Raw genomic sequence first — 13,727 nt, 5'->3', positions numbered from 1 at the left:
TACGGTTCTTAGAAGAGGGGGAACGAGCAATCGTTCCTCTTTATTCAGCAACACTTTATTAATGATAAAGTTACGCAATTTTCTTAAAGATATATATTTGTCACAACCTCGGATTGGAAATCCGAGGGCACCGGAAGGATGCTTGAGTAGTGGTATAATATATGTATGCAGAGATTTTGTTGTTTTTTAAGGCGCTGCTTTTAGAAAAAGTATATAGAAACATAAATTATTTTATAAAAAAGTAGCAAAGTATATCCAATTTTAAATTATTAAAGTTATAGAGGAATTTAAATTGGCAAGTGATATTGGATTTGTAAAGGATGCTAGAAGATTAATTGTGTATTTGAATGAAACCGAAAGATATGTTTGGCGAGGGGAATTTATGTCACTTTCTAATGATCTTTTTTTAAGTAGGGATCTGAAAAGAACTTTTGCTCAAACAAATTCTTTAATGAATAAAATAATTCAAGATATTTTGAATATTGAAGTACTTATAAATAGACTAGAATGGACTCGAAAAAAAGCTAGTGACGATGAATATTTAAAAAAAAATTGGATGTCTTTTGCGAGTGTCGATATTGAACATTTTTTTATTGAAATAAGATCAATAATGGATTATGTGGCGGAAATCATAGTTTGTACATCAAAAAAAAGAGGACAACTTCCAAAAAAGGTATCTAAAACTACTTCTTTCGAAGAGTTAAGAAATTGGGTGCTAGAATCTCCATCAAATAAGGTACGATTAGGTAAAGATATTAGTAAGATTGTAGAATCTGCTAATTGGTTTTCATCTATCCGTTTGATACGAGATGCGTTAATTCATAAAGGTGGCTTTGCTTTAGTATTTATGGATCCAAAAGAAGGAATCCTGTTTCAAGTGACCAAAGGATTCAAAAACTATGTGAATCATGATATTGTTATGTATAATGAATATGTCGCATATTTTGATAGGTTTGCAGCAATATACGTTTCCTATCTTTTTCTTTTTTTAGAGAGATTTGCTAAAGCCATATTTTCAATTCTGCAACCTCAACACTTTGATTCCAGCATTAGAAGTGGATTTTCCGACGTTCTAGTTCAGTGGATGGATTCTTTTATAAACTTGAATTCTGCGTTTTTAAAGTACACATTTAGATGGCAATAAAATTTTTCTATGGGGTAAGCCAAACATTGGCACATAATTCTTAAATTTAAAATAGTTGTTTTATATTCCAACCGCCTTTCAAGAGAAAGAGAACAAGCATGGATGCAATCGCCGGTATACCCCATACTATGTACGGGGCCTGTATAAGTGCATCGACCCCTATTAAACCCTAATTCTCCACTACATACTATTTGAAGTAAATGGTTTTGTGTTGCACTTTAGGGCATTTACCAACATGAATTGAAACGGTCACAAATAAACAGAAGCTATATATAGTAATAGAAAGAAAATCATTAATGGGAGTACAGTAGATAAATTAAGCCCAAAGGAGGAAAAAGTATGGCTCTAATAGAGACTCTAACATTTGTATTAGGAATAATCTACGGCTACATAAGCCCTGGAAGGGAAAATCGCGGTGCATTACTCCGGAAAGGATTAATAATCGGCGTAGTGCTTGCCATTATCCTCGTAGCACTGGGATTATTTGTGGGAGGTACGATCATGACTCTCAGCGGCATATCTGTGTTTATTGAGGTAGTGATCCTTACAGTGCTATTTATCATAGGCACCTGGATCGGGGACTGGATTGAAGGGAGAAGCAGAACCAGAAGTAGAGTAACTAAAGTATCGCCTTAAAAGCATACATAAGGTTAACGGGCATTTTCTTTCAACAGTAACATAAAAGCTGCTCTGGCAGATTCGAGCAGAGCGGCTTTACTGCCTTTTTTTATAGAATAGTGGAAGTATTCTCAATCTTGTTCTTTGACTAATGGCGGGAAAAACTTATTAGCTGCCGAGTCCTTCTAAAAGCGGGGTTATATAATGCTGGAAACCAAGGATATCGGACTAAGAGGCGTTCCGGTCGCTGATACAAGAGTAAGTGCGGTAGATGGGGAAAATGGCAGATTAATCTATCGTGGGTACGATATAGAGATGCTTGCTCAAAATTCAACTTATGAGGAAACGGCCTATTTAATGCTCTATGAGACCCTTCCCAACAGGAAAGAATTGGAAATATTTACAGAAACGCTCGCTTCTGAAAGGAATCTTCCTGCAGGAATTGTCAGGCATATGAAAAAGAGGAAAAAGACCGCCCATCCCATGGATGTCCTCCAATCAGTGATACCGATGCTTGCAGATTTTGATGATGCGGCAAGACTGAGTACAAAAGGATCACAGGTAAAAACCTCCATTAAGCTAATCGCCACAATGCCAACAATTGTTGCATACTGGGACAGGATAAGGAAAAATCTTGAAATAAGAAAACCGGATGAAAAGCTGGGATCGGCTGCAAACTTCCTGTATATGCTAAATGGGGAAATACCTGATGTACAGACCGCAAAAGATTTTGATACATGTCTTGTGCTTCATGCAGAACACTCTTTTAATGCTTCTACTTTCGCTGCCAGGGTTGTGGCTTCGACACGGGCGCATATGTACGCATGCACCGGCGCGGCAATGGCTGCACTTTCAGGCGAACTTCACGGAGGCGCCAATACCCAGGTAATGAAAATGCTTTTTGATATTGATAAAACTGAAAGAGTTGAGAAGTGGATAAATTCAAAACTGGATGCAGGAGAAATAATCATGGGCATGGGGCATGCGGTTTATAAGACCTGGGACCCCCGTGCAAAGATACTTTGCGAAATTTCAGGAAAACTCGCACAAAGGACAGGAAATACAAAATGGTTCGAATTATCCAGAAAAATTGAAAATGTAGTTCGGACGGAATTTAAGGAACGCAAAGGAAAGGAAATCTATCCGAATGTGGACTTTTACAGTCCTTCCATTTACTGCGTTATGGGAATTGATCCGGACCTGTTTACCCCGGTTTTTGCGGTTTCAAGGATATCAGGATGGTGCGCGCATATTATCGAAGAGAAATTTGCCGAGGCGCAGCCAAAAGCTGTGATCTACAGACCTGAAGCTGAGTATGTCGGGAGATACTGCGGACTTGAGGGTTGCAAGTACATGCCTTTAGAGAAACGCGAATAACAAGGCTATCAAAATTTTAAACTTGTTCTCAAAGGATTTCCTTCTGGAGTATTGTGTTCCCTCATGGTATGTACGCTGCGGGCACTTTCATATTTGCCGAAGCTACGGGGCCGGGGCAGTTCTACCTGATTTCCAGGTATTTCATATATGCAGCTTTACTAAAGAGAACCGGAATTGAAAATGTCAGAATCTATATATTTCTTTATTTCCATTAGTTTAACATTAAGGACCCATCAGGAGTGTCAGGAGGTTACTTTGATTGCCCATTCCAGCCAGAAGGTTAAAGTTAAAGAAGGAAAAATTGTAAAAGTGGAAGTAGAAGTGGAGGTTGATGATATCATCAAAAAGCTCAGGATTACCGGGGATTTTTTTCTGCATCCCGAAGAGGTCCTGGATGATATAGAAAAAAGTATTGTTGGCTTGAAAAAGGATGTAAGCTTTGATACAATCGTCCTCAGAATCCAGAATATTGTAAAGGATCACAATACCCAGATGATCGGCATAAGCCCGGAGTCTATCGCGGAAGTCTTAAAGGAGGCGTTAAAATGAACTTGGACTTGAAATGGAGAGTCGTAGGGCTTGAAACCCATGACGCCTACATGAACATGGCTCTTGATGAAGCAGTGAGCGAAGGCGTAAGAGCCGGCTCATCCCTTCCCACTATACGATTTTATAACTGGAAACCGAATGCCGTTTCCATAGGTTATTTCCAGGGCCTGAGGGACGAGGTCAATCTTGATGTGTGCAGGGAACTAAATGTGGACTGCATAAGGCGGTGGACAGGCGGAGGGGCGGTTTATCATGATTTTGAAGGAGAGATAACATACAGCGTGATAGCGCCTGCAAACATATTCCCGAAGAATATAATAGAGTCATACAGGTTAATATGCGGCTGGCTTGTCAGGGGTCTTGAAAGCCTTGGAATTGAAGCCGGGTTCAAGCCGGTTAACGATATTCTTGTAAAGGGTAAAAAAATCTCAGGAAGCGCCCAGACAAGAAGAGGAGGGATATTGCTCCAGCACGGCACCCTGCTTTACGGGCTTGACCTTAACACAATGTTCAGTGTGCTTAATGTGAGCAGGCAGAAAATTACAGATAAGATGATAGAGAGCGCCCAGGAACGTGTCACATGCGTTAGTAAGCACAGCGATGCAGGAAAGATGGAGGTTTATGAGGCTCTCATTCGTGCTTTTACAGAAGGCAAGGATTATGAGTATGGCACATGGAGTATGGATGAACTGGCAAGAGCCAAGGAGCTTGCTGAAGGAAAATACAGAAGTGATGAATGGATGTATCTGAGGTGATTTTAATGAAACTTCAAAATAAAAGATTAGAAAAAGTGAGTGAAGAAATAAATAATAAAGGGGGTAGATCGATTTTCATTAAAGGGGATGTCACAAGAGAAGAAGATGTGAAAAAAGTCATTCATGAAACTATCAAAGAATTCGGGAAAGTTGATCTGGTTGTAAATAATGCAGGGGTCGGGTTTAAAAAATATATATGGGAAACCGGGGTCGAAGAATTTGAGGAATTAATTGATGTGAATGTAAAAGGAGTTTTCCTTTACATGAAGCATATTATTCCGGAAATGAAAATAAATGGAGGTTTAATAATAAATATTTCATCAGGTGCAGGGAAAGAGGGGATTCCTATGCTGGGCGCATACTGTGCGTCAAAATTTGCAGTGATCGGCCTTACCGAATCTGCTGCGGCCGAAGTTAAAAATATCAAAATAGTTGCATTATGCCCTGGAAGCGTGGATACAGGGATGTTCAAGCGGCTCTTTCCGGGTGAAAAGGCAGACCTCAAACCGGATGAGGTCGCACAAAAAGTGGCGGATATCTGCATCAATCCGGGAAAATATCGTCAGGGCCAATCCATTGAACTTTATTAATATTTTAAAAAATTATGCGCAGTCATCACTATAGGTAACATTTATACATGTCAAAATGAAATATTATCACTATGATTGGTGATGATGGGGCTCCCTTAAATGTAGTAAAAGATAACAAAATTATAATACCCCTGCATAAACCCGGTTTGAAAGAGAAATATTTCTTTTTATTCTCTGGAATAGTAGTGAGTATTCCCATTACGTTCTTTGTCAATATATTCTCAAGCCACCTGTGCTTCCTGCTCCCGGTGTTTTATTCTGAATTATGCGCAGTCGGTTTTTTCGCTCCTTTTATTGAGGAATTTTCAAAAGTTTATCCCCTTTTTTATCGTCACGGAGAAACTGAAAGATCAATTTTTATTCTCGGCTTTCTGGTCGGCCTTGGATTTGGCCTCACTGAATTTTTCATTTATGTATTTGGGGGAGCACCAGTATCTATCAGGTTGCCAGGAATTTTCTTCCACGCAGCAAGCACGTCAATTACAGCCTATGGCATTGCAACGAACAGGGCTATACAGTTCTACCTGCTCGCCACGGCTCTGCATTTATCCTATAATTTTTTCGTGGCCTTCGGCGAGCTATTCTGGTTTATAGTAGCGTACGCTTTTTTAATACTGACATATTTTCTCTCCTGGCATCTCTACCACAAAACATCAGAAAGGGCTGTGGGTTCAATACAATTTTCCTAGAGCTTGTCTGAAAATTAGATATCATGCGTAACGATGATATCAAAGCCCGATCTGGATATAATAAGTTATAAATACACGTATCAATACATTTAATTACATGGCACACAAGACATTAACAATATCAGAAGAAGCGTATGAAATGCTGGCAGAGCTTAAAAAAGAAGGTGAGAGCTTTACTGAGCTTATAAAGCGCATTGCTGCACCTCTGGGGAAGAAAAAACTATGCGACTTCGTTGGGGTGATGGCCGGTAAAGAATTTGATGATTTCGAAAAAGCAGCACTGGAAGTAAGACATTCCATGGGGTCGAGATCAAAGAGGTTGAAACTGTGACAGTACTTGACACCAATTTTTTAATAGACGTCCTCAGGGACAAAGGCAATCCAGAAGCAATACTGGACACGATTGAACATCCTAAAACAACAACAATTAACGTCTTTGAACTTTATTTCGGAGCAGAGCGCTCTGTGAAAAAAAAAGAAAGTATCTCGAATATCGACTCATTAATTAAGTCTATGGAGATACTTGAATTTGATATGCCAGCGGCTGTGAAAGCTGCCAATATCCATGCAAAATTAAAGAATTCAGGAAGGACCCTGGAAATTGAGGATCTATTTATAGCAGGCATTGTCCTGGCAAATAACGAAGAGCTTCTAACCAGGGATGATCATTTCAACCGCATTCCAGGTTTAAGATGCAGGTCATGGTAATTCCTTTTCCTGAAAGAAAGATTATACATCTTTCTTTTTATCTTTTAACTTCTATAATTATATATTTTGTAAGGGAGTGGCCTTTTTCCAAAAAACCCGATCGTTTTTTTTCGGAAAAGGACTGTTTCAATCCTCATTAGACCATTCTTCCGAAGAAGTATCGTGCTGAAATATACACGCTGCCTTATTATCACTGCATTTACACTGACAACTCCGGGATTATCAAACGACTGGCTCCGATCAGGATATAATAAACTATATATCTGTGTATGTATACACAGATTATTATGGCAACAAAGACAATATCAATAAGAGAAGAAGTATATGATATTCTTACGAGCTTAAAAAAGGAGAAGGAAAGCTTCAGTGATGTTATATTGAAGCTGACAAAGAAACGAAAACCAAATCTAAAAGATTATTTCGGCGGCTTGAAAGATAGTAAAGCCATAATCGAGATAAAAGAAGACTGCAAGAAAATAAGAGAATCTGCAAGGCTGCGAACGATATGATTGTCCTTGATACAGCCTATCTCATTGATTTTTTTATCGGAATGAAAGAAACACTGGGAGCTTTTGAAATTAAGGACATTGATGACCTTGATATTGCCCTTGATTTTGATTCAGATATTGCAACTACAGTTATAACATTTCACGAAATAATGTCCGGTGTTAAACATAAAAAAGTCAAAAAAGAGGAAAGATTTTTCAGAAGATTTTTTTCTGAAACACCGGTTTTAGATTTTGATTTTAAGGCTGCAGAAAAATCAAGTGAAATAATGGCAGGCCTCTTGACTATAGGAAAACCAGTTAATGCTCTTGATGTACTTATAGCGGGGATTGCTGTGACAAATGGTGCAGACAAGATTGCCTCGACAGATAAGAGATTTGATGAAATTTCAAAAGTAACTGGTTTAGAAATTCTTAAAAGCAAAAAAGAAGGGTAATACATTTTCATTTTTATGTTTTTGAGGATATAAAAATCTATTTTTTAAGAGGGTAGGGTTTTTTCAGAAAAGCCTGATCGCTTTTTTTTGGAAAACGACTGGATGTAGTGTCTTTCAATCCTCATTTTGCGAGGAAGCGCTCTGAAATTCATGACGATGCTCTGCATGGCGGTAGTGCGAAACGTTTCAATCCTCATTTTGCGAGGAAGCGCTCTGAAATCCGGGAATTAAAGCGCCGAAGACAAGAAGTTATCTGTTTCAATCCTCATTTTGCGAGGAAGCGCTCTGAAATTGAGGAAGGAAAAGACCTTGTTGGAGATATAGCTACGTTTCAATCCTCATTTTGCGAGGAAGCGCTCTGAAATTATCCAATATTTAGACCTATTGACCTATCATAGGTCGTTTCAATCCTCATTTTGCGAGGAAGCGCTCTGAAATAGAGCTGGAAAAGCCTACCGAGATGATCAAGGCAGTTTCAATCCTCATTTTGCGAGGAAGCGCTCTGAAATGAACTTTACTTGATACAATTTTTGGTTTTGAAACATGTTTCAATCCTCATTTTGCGAGGAAGCGCTCTGAAATAACTTTGCAGGATCGTAAGCCTGCCCATCCTCGGCCAGTTTCAATCCTCATTTTGCGAGGAAGCGCTCTGAAATTACAGCGCATTCCTTACACACAAGAAAATCTCATCAAGTTTCAATCCTCATTTTGCGAGGAAGCGCTCTGAAATTTTCTTCCACCCAGTCCCTGCCTGTACAACTGCTCATGTTTCAATCCTCATTTTGCGAGGAAGCGCTCTGAAATTGGCTGAAACATGGTCAAACCCGTATTATGCCATCCGGTTTCAATCCTCATTTTGCGAGGAAGCGCTCTGAAATTCATCTGGTGAGTTCAAGACTCTGTGTCAGGACATGCGTTTCAATCCTCATTTTGCGAGGAAGCGCTCTGAAATTCGTTGCTATGAATATGAACATGCTGGGGAACATAAGTTTCAATCCTCATTTTGCGAGGAAGCGCTCTGAAATGTCTTTGTGACCCGTGCATCCAGATTATGTTCTGGGTTTCAATCCTCATTTTGCGAGGAAGCGCTCTGAAATTGAGCCGCTCATGATCGTATTAGGCTATTACTTTGGCCGTTTCAATCCTCATTTTGCGAGGAAGCGCTCTGAAATATACGGGTGAGCCATATTTTGGCAAAAAGCACCCGCGTTTCAATCCTCATTTTGCGAGGAAGCGCTCTGAAATCACAAATGGAAGTGCAGGACGAAATAATCAAGCCCATGTTTCAATCCTCATTTTGCGAGGAAGCGCTCTGAAATATACATATTGCGCGCCTGCCCGAAACGCAATCGCGGTCGTTTCAATCCTCATTTTGCGAGGAAGCGCTCTGAAATTTCCTTAGAATTCCAGCGCTTTTAGCGCGATTCCAAGTTTCAATCCTCATTTTGCGAGGAAGCGCTCTGAAATTATAAGTGATAATCGCCTATCTGCTATGGGTTTAGAGTTTCAATCCTCATTTTGCGAGGAAGCGCTCTGAAATTGTTCTCCTGAGCTCCTCTATCTCGATATGGTCATGTTTCAATCCTCATTTTGCGAGGAAGCGCTCTGAAATTGTTCATGGTCCAGGTCAGAGATCCGGGAGCATCCTGTTTCAATCCTCATTTTGCGAGGAAGCGCTCTGAAATAAAATATTTCATGCGGAGAATGTTCTGATATATATGAGTTTCAATCCTCATTTTGCGAGGAAGCGCTCTGAAATGTAAAAACCACTATATCAAGCAAGGATTATCTATCCAGTTTCAATCCTCATTTTGCGAGGAAGCGCTCTGAAATAATGATTCTCTTCCAGCAAGTACCAATCATTCAGCAGGTTTCAATCCTCATTTTGCGAGGAAGCGCTCTGAAATCGATATTTCTTGACTCTTGCACAGTGTGGACACTTCCAGTTTCAATCCTCATTTTGCGAGGAAGCGCTCTGAAATCATCAATCGTTTTGGTGGGACTGGTGGGAAGCCTGCGTTTCAATCCTCATTTTGCGAGGAAGCGCTCTGAAATAGTCACTGAGGATTGATGATTTATGAACAAGACTGACAGTTTCAATCCTCATTTTGCGAGGAAGCGCTCTGAAATTGCAATCAAGAAGAGACCATTGTAAGAAAAAGAGCAGTTTCAATCCTCATTTTGCGAGGAAGCGCTCTGAAATTTTCTGGCCCGGGCACTCAAAACCCCGGATTCGGAGTTTCAATCCTCATTTTGCGAGGAAGCGCTCTGAAATTCTTACATATTTGTCTTTACAAACAATTATAATTTTGTTTCAATCCTCATTTTGCGAGGAAGCGCTCTGAAATCATCTTTAATTTTATTGTGTCATAATTGTCATACAATGTTTCAATCCTCATTTTGCGAGGAAGCGCTCTGAAATTGTGCGCTATCATCATGAGCGCCTCCGGTTCCTCCAGTTTCAATCCTCATTTTGCGAGGAAGCGCTCTGAAATCTCCGGCTGCATTCACAAAAACACAATATACTTGCCCCGTTTCAATCCTCATTTTGCGAGGAAGCGCTCTGAAATTCCATCAAAATTCTCAGTTTCTGGTCCTTGAAATCTGTTTCAATCCTCATTTTGCGAGGAAGCGCTCTGAAATTGCAGCGTATTGAACCCAGCTCAACGAGAATGTAGTTTCAATCCTCATTTTGCGAGGAAGCGCTCTGAAATACTGAGTACACATATGATAAGGACATTTCAAAGCTATCGTTTCAATCCTCATTTTGCGAGGAAGCGCTCTGAAATAAGCACAAACAAGGAGAATAAATTATGAGCAATATGTTTCAATCCTCATTTTGCGAGGAAGCGCTCTGAAATTATGTCAAAAACAATGTCCTCAGCCACAAATCTTTCGTTTCAATCCTCATTTTGCGAGGAAGCGCTCTGAAATAGAACAAAAACAGGAAGGAAAAACTAAAGGTGACAATAGTTTCAATCCTCATTTTGCGAGGAAGCGCTCTGAAATCGTATTTCCTGGGTCAGGTCTTCAGGCAGTTACCCAAGTTTCAATCCTCATTTTGCGAGGAAGCGCTCTGAAATCTGTCATATCAAAGACAAATCTTCCCAAAAAGACCGTTTCAATCCTCATTTTGCGAGGAAGCGCTCTGAAATAATAACATCAAAAGACTTAAAGAAAGTACAATCAAGTTTCAATCCTCATTTTGCGAGGAAGCGCTCTGAAATGTTGGGCGTGTTACCGTTGTATCTAAGCTCACCGTGTTTCAATCCTCATTTTGCGAGGAAGCGCTCTGAAATTAAATCGAGAGGGCAATTCCAGGTAACTCAACGGTGCTGTTTCAATCCTCATTTTGCGAGGAAGCGCTCTGAAATCTTAAATGTTCATCCTGCTGATTGGGTGTATTGTTAGTTTCAATCCTCATTTTGCGAGGAAGCGCTCTGAAATCCGGAGAGATCTTGCGGCAAGAGTCGAGGCGTTCAGTTTCAATCCTCATTTTGCGAGGAAGCGCTCTGAAATCAAAATTCACAAATGGCGCATGGATTCCAATTCTGAGGTTTCAATCCTCATTTTGCGAGGAAGCGCTCTGAAATTGGCCGCAAATGAACGTCGATTCAACCTGCGTACTCGTTTCAATCCTCATTTTGCGAGGAAGCGCTCTGAAATAAGAAAATCATGCTGAAACGCAAAGAGAAACTCGATCGTTTCAATCCTCATTTTGCGAGGAAGCGCTCTGAAATGGTAGTTCAAGATGTTGGCACAGGAAGCCAATTTGGTTTCAATCCTCATTTTGCGAGGAAGCGCTCTGAAATTGGATCTTGCGCGATATTGTGCATATCCGATGATGTAGTTTCAATCCTCATTTTGCGAGGAAGCGCTCTGAAATTTAGTTTTGGCTATCCCATACATCTTGAAACAGCTAGGTTTCAATCCTCATTTTGCGAGGAAGCGCTCTGAAATGAAACAGCTAGTGAAATCAAGCTATGAGGCGGGAAAGTTTCAATCCTCATTTTGCGAGGAAGCGCTCTGAAATGTTATTGGCTGGTAGAAGAAGGTAGCCAAGAAGAAATGTTTCAATCCTCATTTTGCGAGGAAGCGCTCTGAAATAAAAGATCTAAAGAAGTGTTTACACACATAATATCGTTTCAATCCTCATTTTGCGAGGAAGCGCTCTGAAATAATGGAGAATGCCCGCATCGTGGTTGCTCAGTAAAGGTTTCAATCCTCATTTTGCGAGGAAGCGCTCTGAAATCGCATTCACAATAATAATGTATTCAAAAGAAGTGTTTCAATCCTCATTTTGCGAGGAAGCGCTCTGAAATTTCACAATTCCTTACGCATGGAGATAATTATATATCGTTTCAATCCTCATTTTGCGAGGAAGCGCTCTGAAATTAAATGCTACGGAAAAGAATTTGTAGATCGTGGGTATGTTTCAATCCTCATTTTGCGAGGAAGCGCTCTGAAATGATACAGCATCATCCCCGACAAGTACAAGCAAAACGTTTCAATCCTCATTTTGCGAGGAAGCGCTCTGAAATCGTTGAAGATCATAAAAAGAAAGTGGTACATCTTTTGTTTCAATCCTCATTTTGCGAGGAAGCGCTCTGAAATAGCCAATAAAAGAAGGCTTTATTGAGGTTTAAAGCTTCCTATTGCCTCGAATTCCAGGGTCATTTGTGAAGGTCTAAAAGTCGTAAGGGTATTTATCAAGGTCTGCACAATCTCAGGTACAGAATTTCTTCATCTCGCAGTAACTACACTGATTTCCCTTCGAAACATGTGGCATCTTTTCGCTATCGATCAGAGCTTTTATCCTGATTATATCCTGTTTTAATACGGCCTTGGCTTCATCGGGAATATTAACCTGTATTTGCCGGTGTTTTGCGGGTAAATAAACAAATCCTCTTCTTACTATTGTCTCAAATCTGGAGTCCAGGAGGATGGCATAAGCTATTAATTGTTTTTTCCAATTTGTTCTAACGCTCTCTGCATTTGTATATTTAACATCTACTGGAACTACCTCTCCACTTTTCATTATGATCGTCGTATCCACCATACCGTAAAGACCTGTTTTAATATCCTCCACAGCAAGGTCATGGATAACCTGAGCTATTTCCTCTTCTGGAAAGCCATATACTGTGTTTCTCTCTTTGACGCGGCGATGCTCCTTTTCATGTTCTTCTTTGCCCATATCCATCTTTGGTTTAGCTTTGATCTTAATGCCAAGCGTTTTCATAAAATACACCTTGCGGGGACAATAAAAATACTGGGTAATATCGCTTACTGCAAGCATCTCCTCTACCATCGCAGCCAGAACCCCTTATATGTTTTAGAATCTCCTCTCAGGAATTGAGCAATATCCCGGGCCTGGTTAAGGATAAGATCAGTCCATTTAAGGTTCTTATCCTCATATCTCACCTGGCTCTCAAGCTTGGTCAAAAGTTCATTCAATAGCAGCTTGCGTGCGCCATCAGCCATTTTGCATATCCCATTTTCGATGGTGAAATCATCAGGCTTTACCTGTCCAAGTGAAAAAATCTTTATAACCGACTTATCTACTATCTGCTGCCTGAACTCTTCCATGATATCATAGACAAGGCTGGCTTTGCCCGGCCGGTCCACATGCAGGAAACCGCCATAGGGATCAAGACCTGAGTAATGGACTGCGCGCCAGCATTCGCCTTCAAGCACTCCATAGCCATAGTTCAGCATGGCATTGACAGGATCAGCAGCGTATCTTCCGCTCCTGTCTTTAAAACCGAATTCATCCGGGATTATCGCCAGGATAGACTTCCAGTAGGAAGCAGATGCATTGCCCTCATAACCCATGATGGTCTCTCTCATATCACTGCATGATTTGCCTTTGATATTTAGCTTTTCAAGTTTATCTATCCAGACATTGGCCGCATCCCTGGCTATTTTTAGCGCTTCTGCTGAATCCGGGAATGTATCTTTTCTGGATTTTGAAAGTGTACCAAGAGTAGCGGACATGTTGTGCAGCTTTGCATTAATGAACTCCTTTGCAAGCACTGCGCCAGCAGGAGTATCGAAAGCACGGTACTGCTCGCGCCGGGTGTTCACAGTCCTCATCTGAGGAGGGGAAATATAGGCTGTGACCTGGCCGCGCCAGTCTATCAGAACCACATCCACGCCGTGTTCAGCCAGAAGCTCGATGGCATCGGTGCTTATGCTGCCCCTGCCTGAGATCACTACCTGGCGCAGGTTCTGGGGGATGCATCTATGGATGACGGTATTTACACCATCCTTTTTTTCTTTTACGATTATCTGTTCATGGTCCGTGCCGATGAACTTTCCCCAGCCGTCGATTACGAGGCGATCCATGATTTCAGG

General features: G+C 40.6%; 13 protein-coding genes and 1 CRISPR repeat array. Of the genes, 11 read left to right on the top strand and 2 right to left on the bottom strand.

From position 1 onward, the window contains the following. Positions 1-292: 292 nt before the first annotated feature. The 11 genes from CL181_RS02705 to CL181_RS02655 all read left to right on the top strand — a co-directional run bounded on the left by CL181_RS02705 (position 293) and on the right by CL181_RS02655 (position 7,373). On the top strand, positions 293-1,144 hold the full coding sequence (locus CL181_RS02705; RefSeq protein WP_097297704.1) for a hypothetical protein: 852 nt from the start codon (positions 293-295) through the stop codon (positions 1,142-1,144). Positions 1,145-1,483: 339 nt separating this feature from the next. Further along, entirely contained in the window at positions 1,484-1,780 is a 297-nt protein-coding gene (locus CL181_RS02700; RefSeq protein ID WP_097297703.1) for a hypothetical protein, read from the top strand. A 186-nt stretch (positions 1,781-1,966) separates the two neighbouring features. After that, the gene (locus tag CL181_RS02695) at positions 1,967-3,139 is read left to right on the top strand and encodes a citrate/2-methylcitrate synthase (RefSeq protein ID WP_217993069.1); all 1,173 of its coding nucleotides are present in this window, start codon (positions 1,967-1,969) and stop codon (positions 3,137-3,139) included. Between the two features lie 255 nt (positions 3,140-3,394). Continuing rightward, positions 3,395-3,688 carry a hypothetical protein gene (locus CL181_RS02690; RefSeq protein ID WP_097297702.1) on the top strand — a complete coding sequence of 98 codons (294 nt, stop codon included), beginning with the start codon at positions 3,395-3,397 and terminating at the stop codon, positions 3,686-3,688. Next, complete coding sequence (locus CL181_RS02685; RefSeq protein WP_097297701.1) at positions 3,685-4,443, top strand: biotin/lipoate A/B protein ligase family protein; 759 nt, start codon at positions 3,685-3,687, stop codon at positions 4,441-4,443. The genes CL181_RS02690 and CL181_RS02685 overlap by 4 nt, the downstream gene beginning before the upstream one ends. A gap of 5 nt (positions 4,444-4,448) precedes the next feature. After that, positions 4,449-5,033 (top strand): SDR family oxidoreductase, encoded by a 585-nt coding sequence (locus tag CL181_RS02680; protein WP_176505024.1) that lies wholly within the window; start codon positions 4,449-4,451, stop codon positions 5,031-5,033. A gap of 71 nt (positions 5,034-5,104) precedes the next feature. Continuing rightward, on the top strand, positions 5,105-5,722 hold the full coding sequence (locus tag CL181_RS02675) for a PrsW family glutamic-type intramembrane protease (RefSeq protein ID WP_097297699.1): 618 nt from the start codon (positions 5,105-5,107) through the stop codon (positions 5,720-5,722). 97 nt (positions 5,723-5,819) lie between these two features. Beyond that, complete coding sequence (locus CL181_RS02670; RefSeq protein ID WP_097297698.1) at positions 5,820-6,053, top strand: antitoxin VapB family protein; 234 nt, start codon at positions 5,820-5,822, stop codon at positions 6,051-6,053. Then, positions 6,050-6,430 carry a type II toxin-antitoxin system VapC family toxin gene (locus tag CL181_RS02665; RefSeq protein WP_176505023.1) on the top strand — a complete coding sequence of 127 codons (381 nt, stop codon included), beginning with the start codon at positions 6,050-6,052 and terminating at the stop codon, positions 6,428-6,430. Before CL181_RS02670 ends, CL181_RS02665 begins: the two co-directional genes overlap by 4 nt. Before the next feature lie 287 nt (positions 6,431-6,717). After that, positions 6,718-6,939 carry an antitoxin VapB family protein gene (locus tag CL181_RS02660; protein ID WP_097297710.1) on the top strand — a complete coding sequence of 74 codons (222 nt, stop codon included), beginning with the start codon at positions 6,718-6,720 and terminating at the stop codon, positions 6,937-6,939. Then, on the top strand, positions 6,936-7,373 hold the full coding sequence (locus tag CL181_RS02655; RefSeq protein WP_097297696.1) for a type II toxin-antitoxin system VapC family toxin: 438 nt from the start codon (positions 6,936-6,938) through the stop codon (positions 7,371-7,373). The genes CL181_RS02660 and CL181_RS02655 overlap by 4 nt, the downstream gene beginning before the upstream one ends. Before the next feature lie 111 nt (positions 7,374-7,484). Next, positions 7,485-11,987: direct repeats of the CRISPR family, unit length 37 nt; unit sequence GTTTCAATCCTCATTTTGCGAGGAAGCGCTCTGAAAT. A 112-nt stretch (positions 11,988-12,099) separates the two neighbouring features. Here CL181_RS02655 and cas4 read toward each other — a convergent pair. Continuing rightward, on the bottom strand, positions 12,100-12,681 hold the full coding sequence (cas4, locus tag CL181_RS02650; RefSeq protein WP_097297695.1) for a CRISPR-associated protein Cas4: 582 nt from the start codon (positions 12,679-12,681) through the stop codon (positions 12,100-12,102). Next, on the bottom strand, positions 12,675-13,718 hold the full coding sequence (gene cas1 / locus CL181_RS02645) for a CRISPR-associated endonuclease Cas1 (RefSeq protein ID WP_097297694.1): 1,044 nt from the start codon (positions 13,716-13,718) through the stop codon (positions 12,675-12,677). The genes cas4 and cas1 overlap by 7 nt, the downstream gene beginning before the upstream one ends. Positions 13,719-13,727 lie beyond the last annotated feature (9 nt).

This window comes from Candidatus Methanoperedens sp. BLZ2 (genome assembly GCF_002487355.1).
Lineage (GTDB): Archaea > Halobacteriota > Methanosarcinia > Methanosarcinales > Methanoperedenaceae > Methanoperedens.
The sequence above is the reverse complement of the archived record's forward strand: the minus strand, read 5'-3'. Positions and strand labels throughout refer to the sequence as shown.

Coding starts and splice junctions, on each gene's coding strand:
- CL181_RS02680 (WP_176505024.1), top strand. CDS start 4,449: ATGAAACTTCAAAATAAAAGATTAGAAAAAGTGAGTGAAGAAATAAAT.
- CL181_RS02655 (WP_097297696.1), top strand. CDS start 6,936: ATGATTGTCCTTGATACAGCCTATCTCATTGATTTTTTTATCGGAATG.
- CL181_RS02700 (WP_097297703.1), top strand. CDS start 1,484: ATGGCTCTAATAGAGACTCTAACATTTGTATTAGGAATAATCTACGGC.
- cas4 (WP_097297695.1), bottom strand. CDS start 12,681: ATGGTAGAGGAGATGCTTGCAGTAAGCGATATTACCCAGTATTTTTAT.
- CL181_RS02660 (WP_097297710.1), top strand. CDS start 6,718: ATGGCAACAAAGACAATATCAATAAGAGAAGAAGTATATGATATTCTT.
- CL181_RS02695 (WP_217993069.1), top strand. CDS start 1,967: ATGCTGGAAACCAAGGATATCGGACTAAGAGGCGTTCCGGTCGCTGAT.
- CL181_RS02675 (WP_097297699.1), top strand. CDS start 5,105: ATGATTGGTGATGATGGGGCTCCCTTAAATGTAGTAAAAGATAACAAA.
- CL181_RS02685 (WP_097297701.1), top strand. CDS start 3,685: ATGAACTTGGACTTGAAATGGAGAGTCGTAGGGCTTGAAACCCATGAC.
- cas1 (WP_097297694.1), bottom strand. CDS start 13,718: ATGGATCGCCTCGTAATCGACGGCTGGGGAAAGTTCATCGGCACGGAC.
- CL181_RS02670 (WP_097297698.1), top strand. CDS start 5,820: ATGGCACACAAGACATTAACAATATCAGAAGAAGCGTATGAAATGCTG.